We start from the raw sequence: 18,816 nt of genomic DNA, 5'->3' as shown, positions 1-18,816 counted from the left end.
AAAACTAAATTAGTTCATTTCTCCGTTTCTTAAATTTATCCCTGTATACAAATACGCTTTTAATGAACAAATAAAATCTGTCCATCCTTGAGTTTGTTGCATTACTTTTTTAATCCCTTCTTCATTATTATCATAACTTCTTTCTTTAATACTTACTTCAGTTACATTATCACTTTGGCTATTAAATTCCATTTCAACTTCAGTGGTAACTTTATTTCCTTTCCAACTAAAAATAATCTTACTATTTTCATTAATTGATAATACGGTAACCAAACATTCGGCACAAAAATCTTTCCACTCCCATTTTACTTTCGTTCCTTCAATTAAATCAGCACTTGCATTAGAAACAAAGTATTTTGAAATTATATTTTTATTTACTACTGCATTAAAAACAGTATTTACATCTCTTTTAACTACATCTTTAATATGAACTTCTAAACTCATAATAGTCCTTTTAAAATTGAAACCATTTTATAAACATCTTCAAAACTATTATACATTGGTACGGGTGCACAACGAATAACATCTGGCTCTCTCCAATCAGTAATAATATTATTCTCTGTTAACTTTTTATGTAAACTTTTATCTGCATTCTTTACTTGAATAGATAACTGACAACCTCTTTCTTTTGGGTTTGAAGGAGTAATTATCTTAATGTCATCAGAATTTATTTCATTTATTAAAAACTCAAAATAACCTGTTAGTTTTTCAGATTTTTCACGTAATGCTTCCATCCCTACTTCATTAAACATATCTAAAGAAGCCTTAATTGCTGCCATTGATAATATAGGAGGATTTGACAATTGCCAGCCTTCTGCTCCAGCCATTACGTCAAAAGGTTGACGCATATTAAAACGTGTTTCTTTATTATGATTCCACCAACCTGAAAAGCGCGGTAACTCTTTATTTTCTGCATGTTTCTCGTGTACAAACAAGCCTCCTAAACTTCCTGGTCCTGAATTTAAATATTTATATGTACACCAAGCAGCAAAATCCACTCCTGAATCATGTAACTCTGGAGATATGTTACCTGCTCCATGCGCTAAATCGATACCTACAAAACAGTTTTTAGCATGACCTATTTCTGCTATTCTTTTTAAATCTAAATATTGACCTGTATAATAGTTTACTCCTCCTATTAACAATAAAGCAATTTCATCACCTTGCTCAGAAACAATACTTTCTAAATCTTCTATGTTTAAAAGCTCTTCTCCCTCTCTTGGCTTCCATTCAATTAATCCTTCTTCAACATCAAAACCATGAAATTTTAATTGCGACTGAACTGCATATCTATCAGATGGAAATGCATCACTTTCAATAACTATTTTATATTTTGTTTTTTTAGGCTGATAAAAAGAAACCATTAACAAGTGTAAATTTGTTGTTAATGTATTCATTACAACAACTTCTAATGGTTTTGCGCCAACTATTTTTGCCATAGTTTCCGTTAAAAACTCATGATAAGGTAACCATGGTGTTTTACCTTCAAAATGACCTTCAACTCCATAATTAGCCCAGTCATTTAATTCTTGTTGAATATATTTTTGTGTTTGTTTAGGTTGCAATCCTAAAGAGTTTCCTGTAAAATATAACCAATCATTCCCATCTTCATCTTTTGGTATATGAAACTCTTCACGTAAATATGATAATTTATCTTCTTTATCTAACCCTAACGCGTATTCTAATGTTGCTTTATACATACTTTCTTTTTAAATCACCTAGTAAAAAGAGCTTTTAAATGCTCAATTTATATAACATAAAAAACAATAAGTGTTTCACTATTTAAAACGGTGTTTTATAAATTTATATCTTTTTTATTACTTTAGCAAATAAGTAATACAATTATTTTTTATTAGATGAAAGAAGTTAACGACAATAAATTAAATCAATCTATCATAAAAGCTTTTAAACTTTTAGATGCTTTTACTGAAGAAAAATCTTCGTGGGGGGTTAGAGAACTAGCTATAAAAACTGGTTACAACAAAAGCACAACTTATCGTTTATTGCACACATTAACTTCATTAAATATTGTTCATCAAAACAGTGACGAAAAATACAGTTTAGGTAGTAAAATTTTTGAATTAGGCAATCGAGTTTCCATATATAAAGCAATCACTAAACTCACCAATAAGTCTATAAAAAAAGTAGCTCTTGAAATACAAGAAACAGTTTTATTTAGTATACTTAAAGACAATAAGGTATTTCATATAGACAAAGCAGATAGCTTACATGGTTTAAAGATCAACACATCAATTGGATCATTTGAACCAATTCATGCTACAGCTTCAGGAAAATTATTATTAGCATTCTCTTCTACCTCTATCAAAGAAAATATTTTAGAAAATATTGAATTAACTTCTTATAATAAAAACACTATCTCTTCTATTTCTTTATTAAAAAAAGAGTTAGAAAAAATACAAAAACAAGAATATGCCTTAGACATGGAAGAGTTAGAATCTGGTCTAGTGTGTATTGCTATTCCAATAAAAAACAAAAATAAAAAAGTAATCGCTAGCATTAGTGCTTCTGGGCCTTTAAGTAGATTTAAAGTTGAAAACATCACTAACTATATTACAACATTACAAAAAGGCGCAAATATTATTGAAACAGAGTTAAGTAGTTTTGACACTTTATAAAATACATTATGAATCAAATAAGAAACTCTTTAAATGAATTATCTAACATTTCAGACGCTGACTGGACATATTTCTCTTCTAAATTAAAAAAAATTGAATTCAATAAAAAAGAAACTATTCTTTCTAATGGTCAAACTGAAAATTACTTATTGCTTAAACTTATTTTTTTACCATAAAAAATGCCTCGAATTAACTTCAAGGCATTTTAATAAATTTTAAACTTAATTACTAGTACAATACTCTAAATTTAATTGTACCATTTACTTTTTTAAGCTTACCTATCACTTCTTGGTTATACTCTTTATCAACATCAGTAATAACGTATCCAACTTTCTCATCAGTAGAAAGGTATTGACCTGTAATATTCAATTCATATTTTGCAAGCACCTTATTAACTTCTGCCATAACACCAGGTACATTTTTATGAATATGCAAAAAACGATGTGCGTTTTTATGCTTTGGCAATCTAATATTAGGGAAGTTTACAGCATCTACCGTATTTCCAGAATTAATATAACTCATGATTTTATTTGGTACAAAATCCGCTATATCTTTTTGAGCTTCTTCAGTACTCCCTCCTACATGTGGTGTTAATATAACATTATTCAACCCTTTCAATTCAGTATAAAAATCACCATTTTTCCTTGGCTCTTCAGGATACACATCTACAGCTGCGCCAGATAATTTCCCTGACTTTAACCCTTCAACTAAAGCTTCAATATCCACTACAAAACCTCTTGACAAGTTAACTAAGTGTGCACCATCTTTCATTTCAGCTATCTCTTTTGCTCCAATAAAATTTTTATTTGCAGCGTTATCATCAATATGCAACGTAATTACATCTGAGATATTTAACAACTCTTTTAAAGTGTTAATTTTCGTTGCATTACCCAATGCTAATTTATCTTCAACATCATAATAATACACATCCATACCTAAAGCTTCTGCCAATATAGAAAGCTGTTTACCAATATTACCATAACCAACAATCCCTAACTTTTTACCTCTAACCTCTCTAGAGCCCTGTGCTGTTTTATTCCATTCTCCGTTATGTAATTCTGTACTTCGTTGAAAAACACTACGCATTAACATGATAATTTCTCCAATAGCCAACTCAACTACCGAACGTGTATTACTATATGGCGCATTAAAAACTACAATTCCATTTTCTTTACAAGCTTCTAAATTTATTTGTTTAGTACCAATACAAAAAGCTGATACGACCATTAATTTTTCAGCAGCCTTAATCACTTTTTCAGTAACTTGAGTTTTAGAACGAATACCTAATACATGTACATCTTTTATTTTCTCTATCAACTCTTCTTCTGATAAACTTCTTGACACAGTTTCTACAGAAAAACCATCAGCAGAAAGTTTTGTAAAAGCATCAGCATGTACATTTTCTAATAATAAAATTTTAATTCTATTCTTTGGGTATGAAATATTTCTTGGCAAATCGTTTACGTATAAAAATTCATCTAAATTTGGAGTAATATAATCAGCATTAGCAACTGTCTTATCTCTTGATACATTTTCAGTATAAGCAAAAAATTTATCTGCTACTCCTGCTTCTCTAGTTACATAATCACTATATCCATCACCTATCACTTGAATTTCTCCTTCAAGCTCTAAATTTTTCAAGCATTGGATCTTCCCATTATGAGTTGATAACACATTATCCTTATCAAAACCAACTATAACATCATTTTCATCAAACTCAAAAGTATTTGCATACACTCTTTCAGATGGAATATTATATGCGGCAACTATAGGGTCAATAAACTCTTTAAAACCAGCGGAAATAACATAAATATCATCAGAAAAATTTTCAAAAAACTCTTTATTCCTTTCAATTGACAAAGATACTTTTTGTTTTAACTCCTCTATTAAAACTGTCAAATCTGATTTTTTAGCATCCAATAACTGAATTCGTCTTTCCAAAGATTCAGGAAAAGAAATTTCGCCATCAATCCCTAAGTTTGTTATATTAACTATACCATTAATAATCTCTTCTTTTTTAGGATTATTAACTAGAGTAATTTCAGCTAAAACATCTAGTGCTTCTACTTTAGTTAACGTACTATCAAAATCAAAAATATAATTTCTTTTTAAAGTACTTATTGTGTTCATTTTTTAAATATTTTAGTATGTTGTGTTGTGTCAGCGCAAATTACAAAGGATGTGTTAAAAAAGTATCACAAAATGATAACATTTTCATTTTTAAGTTAATTTGCTTAAAAAAAGAAACTTTTACCCCTTATTTTTTAAAAAATCAAAAGCATTCCCCACCACAACAAAGGAATAGCTTCTACCCAAAAAGAACTATAATACTTTGACTGTTCTTCTTTCGCTCTCATTAACATTGTAGAAAAAAGTAGAAAAACAATAAAAAACACCTTTCTAAAAACATTCTCCTCTGCTATTAAAAACTCTAGAAACAAACATATCATTAAAATAAAAAAGCCAGCTTTTTTAGTATTTTCAATTCCTATTTTTCTTGGTATCGTTTGAAGAGAAATAGCATCAAATTTTATATCTCTTATATCAAAAGGCAGAATTAATACTATTACAAATAAAAAACGTTGAAATAACATATAAAAAGTTTTAACATCTAACTGATTGCCCGCATCATATATTGGCAACAACACAGTTACTCCAGCCCAAACTAATGCAACTACTATAATTTTCAAATAACTAATATTTCGTAAATTTTTTTGAAGCTTCCCTATAAAAGGCACAGCATAAAATAAAGTCAATAAACCAAATGGTAGAGTTAGTATTAGTGTTTTTACTTTTAAGTGAGCTAAATAATAACACGCTAAGAGAAAACACACTAAAGAAAAAACTTGAATATATTTCAGATTATTAGTCAAGCTTTTATGATGTAATTTTGCTACACCTGCATATTTTACAAAGTTATAACCTGTTATTGTTCCATAAAACACAAAAAAATCTAACGGTTCATTATAAGGTAATCCAAAATACAATTCTGTTAACCTCATAAAAGCATACACAGAAAACCCTACATGAATACTTGAATTTATATAAAAATTTACAACTTTTTTTAAGTAATCCATTAAACAAAAATAACACATATGTTTATTATTATATATATAGGTAATAAATTAATAGTTTACGATAAAAACATGCTTATTAAATCATCTATTTTAATTATTTTTGAGGCACTTAAAACAAACAGCACAAATGAACACGAATTCATTTCAATTAAGACACATTGGTCCTCGTGTTAAGGATCAAGAAAACATGCTAAAGACCATCGGTGTAGATTCTTTAGATCAAATTATTAATGAAACTATCCCTGACGATATTCGATTACAAGAAGAGTTAAATTTAGCTCCCGCAATGAGTGAATATGAATATTTAGGGCATATAAATGAACTAGCTGCCAAAAATAAAGTTTTTAAAAGTTATATAGGTTTAGGTTACCACGAAGGTATTGTACCTAGTGTTATTCAACGTAACATTTTAGAAAACCCAGGATGGTATACTGCTTATACTCCTTACCAGGCTGAAATAGCTCAAGGACGTTTAGAAGCTTTATTAAATTATCAAACAATGGTTTGTGATTTAACTGGAATGGAATTAGCTAATGCTTCTTTATTAGATGAAGGTACTGCCGCTGCTGAAGCAATGGCTTTATTATTTGATGTTCGTGAAAGAGCTAAGAAAAAAGCTGGTGCTAACAAATTTTTCGTTTCTGAAGATATTTTACCGCAAACGTTATCGGTATTACAAACTCGAGCTATTCCTATTGGAATTGAACTAGTTATTGACAACCATGAAAACTTTGATTTTTCAGATGAGTTTTTTGGGGCCATTGTTCAATACCCTGGAAAACATGGACAAGTATATGACTATACTGATTTCGTTGCTAAAGCAAATGAAAACAACATAAAAGTAGCTGTAGCTGCTGATATTTTATCTTTAGTTTTATTAAAAGCACCTGCTGAATTTGGAGCTGACGTAGTTGTTGGTACTACACAAAGATTTGGTATTCCATTAGGATATGGAGGTCCTCATGCTGGTTATTTTGCTACTAAAGAAGCTTACAAACGTAGTATACCTGGTCGTATTATAGGTGTTACTAAAGATAGAAATGAAGACCGTGCTTTACGTATGGCTTTACAAACTCGTGAACAACATATCAAACGAGAAAAAGCTACTTCAAATATTTGTACTGCTCAGGTATTATTAGCTGTTATGGCTGGTATGTATGCCGTATACCACGGTAAAGACGGCTTAAATTTCATTGCTAATCAAGTTCACACTGCTGCTACAACATTAGCTAGCGGGTTAGAAAGATTAGGTTTCAAACAAAAAAATAGTTCTTATTTTGATACTATTTTAGTTGAAGTAGAAACTAGTAAGTTACGTTCTGTAGCTGAATCAAATGGAATAAACTTTAACTACATTGATGAAAATCATGTTTCAATTTCTGTAAACGAAACTGTTGGTTTAAAAGAAATAAACACAATTATTGATTGTTTCGAACAAACTTTCAATATACAAGATATTACTATAACTGAATTTACTTCTGTTGATGTAATACCAACAAACATTCAAAGAAATACTACTTTCTTAGAAAACGAAGTATTTAATACGTATCAATCTGAAACAGATATGATGCGTTATATTAAAAAATTAGAACGCAAAGATTTAGCTTTAAATCACTCTATGATTTCTTTGGGTTCTTGTACTATGAAGTTAAATGCAGCTTCTGAAATGTTACCTTTAAGCAACCCTCAATGGGGTAATATTCACCCTTTTGCTCCTTTAAATCAAGCTCAAGGGTATCAAGAAATGCTTATCAATTTAGAGCAACAATTAAATGTTATTACTGGTTTTGCAGGTACTTCTTTACAACCTAACTCAGGCGCACAAGGAGAGTTTGCTGGATTAATGGTTATTAGAGCATACCATAAATCAAACGGTGATGATCACAGAAACATCTGTTTAATACCCGCTTCTGCACATGGTACCAATCCTGCTTCTGCTATCATGGCTGGTATGAAAGTAGTTGTTACTAAAACTGATGAAAGAGGAAACATTGATGTTGAAGACTTACGTGTCAAAGCCGAATTACACAAAGATAATTTAGCGGCATTAATGGTTACCTACCCATCTACTCATGGAGTTTATGAAAAAGCCATTAAAGAGGTTACACAAATTATTCATGATAATGGAGGACAAGTTTACATGGATGGTGCTAACATGAATGCTCAAGTAGGTTTAACTAACCCTGCTACAATTGGAGCTGATGTTTGTCATTTAAATTTACATAAAACTTTCGCTATACCTCATGGTGGTGGTGGACCTGGAGTTGGCCCAATTTGCGTTGCTCCTCAATTAGTTCCTTTTTTACCAACAAACCCAATTATTAGTACAGGTGGTGATAATGCCATCACAGCAATTTCAGCAGCTCCTTGGGGTTCTGCTTTAGCTTGTTTAATTTCTTACGGGTATATTACAATGTTAGGTGCAGATGGATTAACAAACTCTACTAAAAATGCAATATTAAACGCAAACTACATAAAGGAAAGATTGCAAGGTCATTTTGACACCTTATATACAGGTGAAATGGGGCGCGCGGCTCATGAAATGATCTTAGACTGTAGAGCTTTTAAACAAAACGGTATTGAAGTAGTAGATATAGCTAAGCGATTAATGGATTATGGCTTCCATGCACCAACTGTATCTTTCCCTGTAGCTGGAACTATAATGGTAGAACCTACAGAAAGTGAAAGCATAACTGAACTAGATCGTTTTTGTGATGCATTAATATCCATCAGAAAAGAAATTAATGAAGCTGTAAAAGATAACAACAACAATGTTTTAAAGAATGCTCCTCATACTCAAGAGATGTTAACTGCTGATGAATGGGACTTACCTTATTCTCGAAAAGAAGCAGCCTTTCCTCTAGAATATATAGCTGAAAATAAATTTTGGCCGTCTGTTAGAAGAGTTGATGATGCTTATGGAGATAGAAATTTAATTTGTTCATGCAACCCTATTGAAGACTACATGGAAGTTGAAGCTTAAAAGCAAATACTTTATATTCACAAAACCACCTAAAAGAAACTTTAGGTGGTTTTTTATTTATTTAACTCTCTACCCCCTTTCTACGCTTTCTAATTAACTCAATTTTATTTTCCATATTAATTTCACAAAAACACTAGCTACTTACCAGTATTAATTATCTCTAATTATCCTTAATAAAAAAACACCCACTAGTACAATAATTATTAACATATTTTGTATCTGGAAATTAAATTAGTCCATTCGGAAATTAATCAACTCACCTATAATAGAAATAATGTTTTTTTACATTAGATTTAAATAAATAACTTTATGAAAAAAATAATAATTGCTGCAATTTTTATCGCAAGCGGAATTTTAAATGCTCAAGAAAATAAGGGAGTCACTAAAATCGAAAAAGGAACATGGAATTTCACAACTGATCTTTCTGTTTACAGCTTTAATCGAAGCTATGACCAAATTAAAAATGAAAACTCAACTTTTTCATTTAATATCACACCAAAACTAAATTATTTTATTGGTGATAACCTTAGTCTTGGCTTTGGAATAGGGTATAATTATAGAAACAATGATAATACAGACAATAATCAAAATCTAACTACACAAAACACAAATACTTTTAGTTTCAACTCTTACATCAAAAAACATTATTTTATTGTTTCAAATTTATCTTTTTTCTTACAGGGTGAAGTGAATTATCAAACTGGAAAAACAAAAACTATTTTTCAAAACTCAAGTAATATACCAACCAGTGATATTAATACATTTTTCATAGGAATTAGACCAGGAGTAAGCTATTTTTTAACAAATAAAATAGCTATTCAAGCCTACTTTGGATCTTTAGGATACACAAATACTACTATTAAAAATGGTACTTCATTTAAAGAAAATCAAAATAGATTTGACCTTAACTTAAACTCTTCTCAATTAATTTTTGGAATGTCATATTATTGGTAATTATTTTTAAAAATCAACAAAAAGGCCACATAAAACATGTGGCTTTTTTATATTTTAATAAATTCTAACTACTCTTTATCATATTTACCTCTAATTAACACATTCATAAATTATAAATTTTGCATTTTCAGCCATTACAGTAACATTATTAAATAGAATAGTTAAATGAGTTTTATAATTCAAATGTTTATTCGCAACTAAAAGAAAACGACCGTCTCCATTTAAAACCCTCTTTACTCCCTTAAATAACTCTAAAGCTACTTCTATATTATTTTCATGTTCAAAATGAAAAGGTGGATTAGAAACCACCAAATCAAAATACCCTTCTTCTAAATTATTTAAATTATTATCACAAATAAAAGTAGCTTTTTTATTTTTTAAATTAAGTTTAGACGAAGCTATTGCCAAATTAAAATCATCAATTAAAGTAGCTTCTATATCTGGATATTTACCTATTAACTCATGAGCAATTACACCATTACCACTAGCTAAATCTAAAACTTTCAATTCACTTGGTAACACTTTTATATGTTTCAAAAAAAACTGTGTCCCAATATCAATTTGCCCAGATGAAAACACTCCGTAATATTGATTAAATTCTTTTCCTTTGTAACCTATTTTATTACTACATTCTTTATATTCAATATCCTCTTTTGGTTGTTTTAACACTAACAATCTAGCTTTTTTCCATGCTTTTGATTGTTCCGAAATTTCGAAATAATTTGAAGCTATTTTTAAAAAAGAAGGTGAAAAATACTTAGTCATAAATCCACATACAACTTCCGTAGAAGAAATTGAAGCTTTATGGACTTGTTGTAAAAACAATTCAAATAACTCTAATGATTTAGGTATCTTAATCAATGCCAACTCTACTTTTTCTAAATTATCTAAAGAAGTTTTATAAATAATATTCGAATTTAATTCATTAAGGTTTTTATTATGATTAATTGCCTTTTGCTGACTTGCGTAATTCCAAATAGTAGTTACTTTTTTATCATTTAATGTACAATTCCAAAAACCAAAACGATCATTAAATAAATGAATATTTTTTACGTCTTTACTTATAACATTATTCAACACCAACAACTCAGCATTACTCCATGCCTTTAAAGTATTATCTTTTGTTTTTGGATAACGTTCTAATTGATATTTCTGATTGTTTATAGTAAGAGTTGATTCCAAAAAATCTTGTTTGTTTTGATTTATAAATTTTTATGAAAATTTAATTTTCATAAATTTCATTTAAAGAAATAATAGCTCCAGCTTTATCTCTTCTAAATACATGTTTTGAAGTAACATCGCTAATTTTATCTTTACCCATGGCTGCAACTACCTCCTTAACTGCATCAATTGTTTTACTATGATAATTTTTAACCCTAACGTTTTTGTACTTAACAACCAGGGCTTCTACTAAATCTTCATCTTGTGTTGCCACTCCAACGGGACAAGTATCTAAATTACATTCACGCGCCTGAATACACCCTAAACTTAACATAAAACTTCTAGCCATACCTATTACATCTGCTCCCAATGCTAAATATTTAACCACATCAAAAGCATCAATTGCCTTACCACTTGCTATAATTTTAATTTGTTCTTTTAATTTATACTTTTTTAATGTTTTATTCACAAAAACCAATCCATCTAGCAAAGGAGTACCAACATAGTTAGAAAACTCAAGAGGTGCTGAACCTGTTCCTCCTTCTCCTCCATCAACTGAAATAAAATCTGGATAGTTCTTAACCTCTGCAAAAGTTTTAATCATTTCTTCAATCTCATCATTATCGCCTACACAAAACTTAACTCCAACAGGTTTTCCATCACTTAAATCTCTAACCCTTTGAATAAAAGCTATCATTTCTTCAAAATTAGAAAAGGCATCATGATTGGGTGGAGAGTCAACCCTAGTATATGGCTCAACAGAACGAATTTTAGAAATTTCTTTTGTATTTTTCTTAGCTGGTAAAATACCTCCATGTCCTGGTTTTGCTCCTTGTGAAAATTTAATTTCAATCATCTTAACTTCCGGTCTTACAGCATTTTTTCTAAAAATTTCCTCATCAAAAACACGCTTACCTTTAACTGTTTTTCCAGCACCAAAATAACCAGTTCCAACTTGAAAAATTAAATCACCACCTTCTAAATGATAGGGTGAAATACCACCTTCACCTGTATTATGTGCAAAATTCCCCATTTTTGCTCCTTGGTTTAGCGCCATAATAGCGTTTTTACTCAAAGACCCAAAAGACATTGCTGAAATATTTATAATAGAAGTATCATACTTTTGAATACACTTATCTGAACCTATTAGCACTCTGTCCCCTTTTACTATATGATGATCTTTTGGAAATAGAGAATGTTTTACAAACTCGTATCCCTTTTCATATACATTATGCTGTGTACCAAAAGGAACAGTTTCAATTTCTTTTTTTGAGCGTTGATACACAATACTCCTTTTTTCTCTATTAATTGGAGTACCGTTTAAATCATCTTCAATGAAATATTGCTGAATTTTTTCTCGCTCTTCTTCAAAAACCCAACGCAACCTAGCTACTATTGGAAACGCCCTCATCAATGAATGCTTTTTTTGTAAAAAAGCATCATATATCGCTAACAAGGTGAATGCCGATGCAATGGTTAGCAAAATATAATTCCCCATATCAGGTATAAAATAAACCAATACGCCACATAAAACATTTGCAACAATAACAACTGACAAAATAGTGTCTCTCATTTTTTTTGAATTTTACTCGCTAAAATACAAGATTTTCATCATAAAAAAAGCTCTGATATTTATCAGAGCTTTTTTTATATTGTGAATAAACAAAATTACTTTTTGAATTTTGAATATTTATTTTTGAATTTATCAATACGTCCTGCAGTATCTACTAATTTAGATTTACCTGTATAGAACGGATGAGAAGTTCTAGAAATTTCTAATTTTAATAATGGATATTCTTTACCTTCAACTTCTAATGTTTCTTTAGTATTAGCTGTTGAACGAGTTAAAAACACATCTCCGTTAGACATATCTTTAAATGCTACCATTCTATAATTTTCTGGGTGTATACCTTTTTTCATCTTTTAAAAAACTTTAAACTTTATAGTGAAATTATTTATAATTGGTAAGATTATAAACGCTTTCAGTAAAATCAAAAACCTGCAATGGCTATTTGAAGTTGCAAATTTAATTCTTTTTTTTAATTTCCAAACAAAAAAATGTTTTAATTTGTAGTATTAATACATAAATTGAAAATCAAACAACAAAATATGCGCATCTATAAATACTTAACAATACTAGCACTACCTATCATCGCATTAACATCCTGTAGTGAAACCAGTTACAAATTCAAATTAAACACAAGCAAAAAAGTTAAATTAGGAGATAAGGCTGCTGTTAAACTTGAACAATTAAAGGGAGATGCTATTGATTCTGTTCACTTATATGTAAACAGTAAACGTATTAATAATAAAGAAACAAGTATTGCTATAAATACGAATGATTTTGGAGTCGGTAAACATGCTGTAACCGCAGTTGTTTTTTATCCAAAAAAATCAAAAAAACTAAATAATTCTATTGAGGTTTTAGCTAACAAAAAACCTGACCTTTATAAATATAAAATTGTGAACACTTTTCCTCATGACAAAAATGCATATACGCAAGGTTTAGAGTTTCATGATGGTTTTTTATATGAAACAACTGGAAAAAGAGGGAAATCTTCTTTAAGAAAAGTAGAACTGGAAACAGGAAAAGTTATACAAAAAATTGACTTAGATAAAAAATACTTTGGAGAAGGAATGACCATCTTTAACAACAAAATTTACTGGCTAACTTGGCAAGCTCGTAAAGGTTTTATTTATGATTTAGAAAGTTTTAAGAAATTAGGAGAATTTAATTACAATAATAGTAATGAAGGATGGGGATTAACTCATAGTAAAAATGAACTAATAAAATCTGATGGTACAAATAAAATTTGGTTTTTAAACCCTAATAACCAACAAGAAAAAAGAAATATACAAGCCTATACCAATAAACTTTCTTTAGAAAAATTAAATGAACTTGAATTAATTAATGGTAAAATTTACGCTAATTATTGGCAAAAACCATTAATTGCTATTATCAATCCTAAAAATGGAATTGTAGAAGGAATTGTGGATTTAAAAAATTTAGTAAAAGAAATGGAAAAGACACAAAAATTAGTAGATGAAGATGATGTTTTAAATGGAATAGCTTACAATTCAGAAAATAATCACTTATATGTTACAGGTAAGCATTGGGGTAAATTATTTGAAATTGAATTGGTAAAACAATAATTTCAATAATCTAAGGTTATATTGTTATTTTTATCACTTTGTTAAACTTATGATACTTAAATTATGAGATATGTTTATTGCTTTTTATTTGTTTTTTTATTAATTATTAATAGTTCTTGTAGAAAAGATTTTGAAACTATTCCAAGTTTTGGAAGCCTAGAATTCTCAAAAGACACAGTTTTTTTAGATACTATTTTTAGCAATATAGGTTCAGCTACCTATAATTTAAAAGTTTATAATAAAAGTAATAAAGCTATCACCATCCCTGAAATAAAGCTAGAGAACGGAACAACATCTAACTATCGTTTAAATGTAGATGGAACACCAGGAAAGGATTTTAAAAATGTTGAAATTTTAGCAAATGACAGTATGTATGTTTTCGTTGAAACTACTATTGATTTCAATACTGTAACAAACCCTCTTTACACTGATAAAATTTTATTTGATAATGGTAATAATCAACAAGATGTAGATTTAGTTACTTTGGTTCAAGATGCTCATTTTATTTTCCCTGCTAAAAACAATATGGGAATTGAAACACTTACTATAGATGGTAATGATTCCAAAATACAAGGACGCTTTCTTAAAGACAATGAACTAATTTTTACTGATGATAAACCCTATGTAATTTATGGATATGCAGCTGTTCCTAATGATAAAACTTTAACTATAAATCCTGGTGCTAAACTTCACTTCCATAGAAATTCTGGATTAATTATAGACACAAAAGCAAGTTTAAAAGCAAATGGAACTTTAAACAAAAAAATAGTCTTTCAAGGAGATAGATTAGAACATAGTTTTAAAGATGTACCAGGGCAATGGGGTACAATATGGATGCGAGCTGGAAGTAAAGAAAATGTATTAAACAATACTTTAATAAAAAACGGAATTGTTGGTGTTTTAGTAGACAGTATAGGACATAATAGCACTCCTACTTTAACAATTAAAAACACAGAGATTTACAACAATTCTAGTTATGGAATTTTAGGTAGAAACACCAATATATTAGGTGAAAATTTAGTTATTGGAAATACAGGGCAATCCTCTTTGGCTTGCACATTTGGTGGCACTTATAATTTTACTCATGCTACCCTCTCTAATTTCTGGAACAACAGTTTACGTCAGTTACCTGCTGTTTTAGTTAATAATTTTATAATTTTCACGAATAGTAATGGTCAAGAAAACACTTTAACAAGAGATTTATTTGCAGCTAATTTCACTAACTGTATTATTGATGGCAATAACAATATTGAATTTATTTTAGATAAAAGTGATAAAAGTTTATTTAATTATAACATAAAGAACTGTATGATTAAATTTAATGACATTAATAATAGCTTTACAAATAATCATGAGTTAAAATTTGACAACACTATACATTATCAAAATATTTATTTAAATAAATCTTCAAATTTTAAAGATGTTTTCTCTAATACTTTTATTATTGGAGATAAAAGTGAAGCTATTAACAAAGGAATCTCCACTACAGCTACTTCTGATATTCTTGGGGTTAGCAGAGCAACAAATATAGATTTAGGTGCATATCAACACATTATTTTTTAAACTTAATCACAAACACACTCCACTTAACTAACTACTAATTAACACCATAAGAAACACACATCTACCTTTTCACTAATTAATAATTATTAAAAAAACTAGGTTAATTCTTTCAATATTTTATAAAATCTTCAATAAAATAAAGGCTTCTACTAGATAGTTTTTGTTAAAAAAGTTGTTTTTTTAAGAATAAATTAAGATTTTAGCCACTAATTAATTCAAATAATTATATAATGAGAACAAAGTTTAATGGAATTTTAACGCTTTTGCTAGCGTTTCTTGTTCATGTTACGTATGCGCAAGATAAAGTTATTTCGGGTAGTGTATCAGATGAATCTGGTCCTTTACCAGGAGTAACTATTTTAAAAAAAGGTACCACTCAAGGTACTGAAACTGATTTTGATGGAAACTATTCTTTAAAGGTTAAAGTAGGAGACGTACTAGTCTACAGTTTTGTAGGTATGAAATCTGAAGAAAGAACAGTTGGATCTGCTAACAGCATTAATGTTAAATTAGAAAACGATAATGTTTTAGAAGAGATTATTGTAACTGGATATGGAACTGTAAAGAAAAATGAATTAACAGGTTCAACAGTACAAATTAATGCGGAGGATATAGAACAAGTTCCTGTAGCTTCTATTGATCAAGTGTTACAAGGTAAAGTTGCTGGTTTAACATTAAATTCAACATCAGGAACACCTGGGTCAGTTCAAAACATTAGAATTAGAGGTATTAGTTCTATTACAGCAGGAAATGAGCCTTTATATGTTATTGATGGAGTACCTATGAGTAATCCTAATTTAGCTGGTTCTAATGCTACATCTTCATTTACTGCATTATCAAGTATTAGTGTTGATGATATTCAAAGTGTTACTGTTTTAAAAGATGCATCTGCCACTTCTGCTTATGGAGCTAGAGGTGCAAATGGTGTAATTGTAATAACCACTAAGAAAGGTAAGACTGGTAAAGTTTCTATTAACGTTACATCATCGGTAGGTTTTTCTAATGATGCAGTTGATGGCCCACAAATGCTTACTACAGCTCAAAGGGAAGAATTATACCTTGATGGTATTTTTAATACTTATGGAGCTGCTCAAGGTTTCACTAGAGACCAAGCTCAGAGTTTTTACAATGCTAATTTAGGTTTTTTCGGTTCACAGTATAAAACATGGAACGATAATGGAAGAACAGAATATAACTGGTCTGATCTTATTACTAATAAGAATGCAGTTACTAAGTCTTATGGTCTTTCTGCAACTGGTGGTGATGCTATATCTAATTTTTATGCCTCTCTAAGTTTATTCCAAGCTGAAGCTACTGTAATTGGATCTGATTTTGAAAGATTTACAGCTGCTTTTAGATATTCTAGACAGTTAAGTGATAAATTTAAATTAGAAACTTCTCTTACTGGTTCTAATTCAGTTCAAGATGGTTTATTAGAGCAAAGTGCTTACTTTTCATCTCCAAGGGCTGCAAAATATTTTATGAATCCAACAAATAACCCTTATAATGCTGATGGTAGTATTAATATATCTAACCTAGCTGGATCTGTAAGAAATCCTTTATATATAGCTGAAAACGATGTTAACTTAAACAAAACTACAAGGCTTATAGCTAATACATCTCTTACTTGGGATACTCCTATAGAAAACTTGAAGTTTACTACTCGTTTTAATATGGATTTTATTGTAAATGATTATACAGCTTTCCAAAATCCTATACATGGTGATGGTGTTAGTGTTGGTGGTTCAGCTACTAGAGACAATACTAATATTGTAAATTATACAGCTCAAAATAGTTTAGATTATATTTTAAACCTTGGTGAAGATACTAAAGTAGACATCAAGCTTTTACAAGAATTTCAAAAGAATAAAAGAAACTATTTCCAAGCTTATGGGGAAGGGTTTTCTGTTCCTGGTTTACAAAACTTGAATAGTGCTGCAGAACCTAAAGGTGTTGACGGAACTTTTACAGATTGGAGTATTGCTTCATACCTTGCAATGGCTAACTTTACACATAAAAACAAATATATACTTAGTACAACTGTAAGGCGTGAAGGTAGTTCAAGGTTCCCAACCAATAGCAGATGGGGTACTTTTTGGTCTGTTGGTGGAGCATGGAATATTCACAAAGAATCATTTATGGGTAGTCTTGATTTCATTAATAGTTTAAGGTTAAGGACATCTTATGGTAAATCTGGTAATGCAAACATAGGATTAAACTTATACCAATCTAAATTTGCCTTTGCAGGAGCTTATAATGGTAGTGGAAACATACGTCCTTCTTCATTTGGTAATCCTAATTTATCTTGGGAGATTGCTAAAACTTTAGATATAGGTCTTGAATTTTCAATGTTTGACAGTAGATTAAATTCATCTGTTTCTTATTACAAGAGAAAAACAAGTGAACTACTTTTAGATGTACCTTTATCTAGTACATCTGGATTTACTAGTCAATATGCTAATGCTGGTTCTATGGAAAATAAAGGTATTGAGGTTGAGTTAAGTTACGATGTAGTTAGAAATAATGATTTGAAAATTACTATTGGTGGTAACTTAGCAACTGTAGATAATAAAGTATTGGAACTACCTAAAGATGGTAATGGTGTTGAGATTGGTCCTACTACTGGAACAAGAGCCGTATCAGAAGGAAGAATAGTTCGTGAATGGTTTATGCGTAAGGAAGCAGGTATCGATCCTCAAACAGGTGAAAGACTATACTATATTAATGGTAATGACGGTGCTACTACAAATGATTATAATGTTGCACAAAGGGGATATCAAGGTACAAGTGCTTTACCTACTTTAACTGCTGGATTAAATTTCAATTTAGATTACAAAGGTTTCTTTATAAGTGCTAATGCATTTTATGCTGGTGGACATCAAGTATATGAAAGCTGGTCACGATATACTATTGGAGGTGATAGATTTTCTACAGATTTTTTTAATGGTATAAACGTATTATTAGATAGATGGCAAAAACCAGGAGATATTGCTCGTTTCCCTAAAATTACACATACAGCTGAGCCATGGAGAACTCATACTGGTAATTTATATGATGGTGATTATTTACGTTTAAAAGATTTAACTGCTGGTTATAATTTAAGCAGTGAATTATTAGACAAAATAGGTATGGATGCAGTTAGAATTTTTGTTAAAGGTACAAACCTATACACTTGGGTTAAAGATGACAGATTAAAATATGACCCTGAAGTAGATATTGATGGGTTCTCTAATTTAACAACTCCTCCTGTAAAAACAGTTTCTTTAGGTGTTAACTTAAAATTTTAATA

Annotated in this window: 14 protein-coding genes; 7 read left to right on the top strand and 7 right to left on the bottom strand. The window is 29.7% G+C overall.

What is annotated here, in order from left to right; translation table 11 throughout:
• Positions 1-9 precede the first annotated feature (9 nt).
• Together ACKTTQ_RS02860 and kynU are read right to left on the bottom strand one after the other, a co-directional pair.
• Positions 10-444 (bottom strand): SRPBCC domain-containing protein, encoded by a 435-nt coding sequence (locus ACKTTQ_RS02860; protein ID WP_093870632.1) that lies wholly within the window; start codon positions 442-444, stop codon positions 10-12.
• On the bottom strand, positions 441-1,700 hold the full coding sequence (gene kynU / locus ACKTTQ_RS02855) for a kynureninase (protein WP_093870631.1): 1,260 nt from the start codon (positions 1,698-1,700) through the stop codon (positions 441-443). The genes ACKTTQ_RS02860 and kynU overlap by 4 nt, the downstream gene beginning before the upstream one ends.
• 156 nt (positions 1,701-1,856) lie before the next feature.
• On the opposite strand from kynU, the gene ACKTTQ_RS02850 reads away from it, so the two are divergent.
• Together ACKTTQ_RS02850 and ACKTTQ_RS02845 are read left to right on the top strand one after the other, a co-directional pair.
• Positions 1,857-2,636 (top strand): IclR family transcriptional regulator, encoded by a 780-nt coding sequence (locus ACKTTQ_RS02850; protein ID WP_113785783.1) that lies wholly within the window; start codon positions 1,857-1,859, stop codon positions 2,634-2,636.
• 8 nt (positions 2,637-2,644) lie between these two features.
• Positions 2,645-2,812: a hypothetical protein gene (locus tag ACKTTQ_RS02845; protein WP_176974391.1), complete on the top strand. Its 168-nt coding sequence runs from the start codon at positions 2,645-2,647 to the stop codon at positions 2,810-2,812.
• A gap of 52 nt (positions 2,813-2,864) precedes the next feature.
• Here the strand turns inward: ACKTTQ_RS02845 and serA are convergent, their stop codons facing one another.
• Both serA and ACKTTQ_RS02835 read right to left on the bottom strand, forming a co-directional pair.
• On the bottom strand, positions 2,865-4,766 hold the full coding sequence (serA, locus tag ACKTTQ_RS02840; protein ID WP_408048343.1) for a phosphoglycerate dehydrogenase: 1,902 nt from the start codon (positions 4,764-4,766) through the stop codon (positions 2,865-2,867).
• A gap of 134 nt (positions 4,767-4,900) precedes the next feature.
• Positions 4,901-5,713 carry a UbiA prenyltransferase family protein gene (locus ACKTTQ_RS02835; protein WP_093870629.1) on the bottom strand — a complete coding sequence of 271 codons (813 nt, stop codon included), beginning with the start codon at positions 5,711-5,713 and terminating at the stop codon, positions 4,901-4,903.
• A 127-nt stretch (positions 5,714-5,840) separates the two neighbouring features.
• On the opposite strand from ACKTTQ_RS02835, the gene gcvP reads away from it, so the two are divergent.
• Both gcvP and ACKTTQ_RS02825 read left to right on the top strand, forming a co-directional pair.
• The gene (gene gcvP, locus ACKTTQ_RS02830; protein ID WP_408048342.1) at positions 5,841-8,696 is read left to right on the top strand and encodes an aminomethyl-transferring glycine dehydrogenase; all 2,856 of its coding nucleotides are present in this window, start codon (positions 5,841-5,843) and stop codon (positions 8,694-8,696) included.
• A gap of 309 nt (positions 8,697-9,005) precedes the next feature.
• Positions 9,006-9,650, top strand: coding sequence for an outer membrane beta-barrel protein (locus tag ACKTTQ_RS02825; protein ID WP_408048341.1), 645 nt, complete (start codon positions 9,006-9,008; stop codon positions 9,648-9,650).
• A 90-nt stretch (positions 9,651-9,740) separates the two neighbouring features.
• On the opposite strand, the gene ACKTTQ_RS02820 is transcribed toward ACKTTQ_RS02825, so the two are convergent.
• From ACKTTQ_RS02820 to ACKTTQ_RS02810, 3 genes are all read right to left on the bottom strand, one after another.
• Positions 9,741-10,832, bottom strand: coding sequence for a class I SAM-dependent methyltransferase (locus ACKTTQ_RS02820; protein ID WP_408048340.1), 1,092 nt, complete (start codon positions 10,830-10,832; stop codon positions 9,741-9,743).
• Between the two features lie 40 nt (positions 10,833-10,872).
• Entirely contained in the window at positions 10,873-12,384 is a 1,512-nt protein-coding gene (locus tag ACKTTQ_RS02815; RefSeq protein ID WP_408048339.1) for an FMN-binding glutamate synthase family protein, read from the bottom strand.
• Positions 12,385-12,479: 95 nt separating this feature from the next.
• The gene (locus ACKTTQ_RS02810) at positions 12,480-12,731 is read right to left on the bottom strand and encodes a type B 50S ribosomal protein L31 (RefSeq protein ID WP_093870624.1); all 252 of its coding nucleotides are present in this window, start codon (positions 12,729-12,731) and stop codon (positions 12,480-12,482) included.
• A gap of 189 nt (positions 12,732-12,920) precedes the next feature.
• Between ACKTTQ_RS02810 and ACKTTQ_RS02805 the strand changes: the two genes are divergently transcribed.
• The 3 genes from ACKTTQ_RS02805 to ACKTTQ_RS02795 all read left to right on the top strand — a co-directional run bounded on the left by ACKTTQ_RS02805 (position 12,921) and on the right by ACKTTQ_RS02795 (position 18,814).
• Positions 12,921-13,964: a glutaminyl-peptide cyclotransferase gene (locus ACKTTQ_RS02805; protein WP_408048338.1), complete on the top strand. Its 1,044-nt coding sequence runs from the start codon at positions 12,921-12,923 to the stop codon at positions 13,962-13,964.
• A 63-nt stretch (positions 13,965-14,027) separates the two neighbouring features.
• Entirely contained in the window at positions 14,028-15,527 is a 1,500-nt protein-coding gene (locus tag ACKTTQ_RS02800) for a hypothetical protein (RefSeq protein WP_408048337.1), read from the top strand.
• A 230-nt stretch (positions 15,528-15,757) separates the two neighbouring features.
• Entirely contained in the window at positions 15,758-18,814 is a 3,057-nt protein-coding gene (locus ACKTTQ_RS02795; RefSeq protein ID WP_408048336.1) for a SusC/RagA family TonB-linked outer membrane protein, read from the top strand.
• Positions 18,815-18,816 lie beyond the last annotated feature (2 nt).

Origin of the sequence: Tenacibaculum halocynthiae (genome assembly GCF_964512825.1) — a bacterium.
GTDB lineage: Bacteria > Bacteroidota > Bacteroidia > Flavobacteriales > Flavobacteriaceae > Polaribacter > Polaribacter halocynthiae.
Note: the sequence above shows the minus strand (reverse complement) of the source record. Positions and strands in the feature narration are given on the sequence as shown.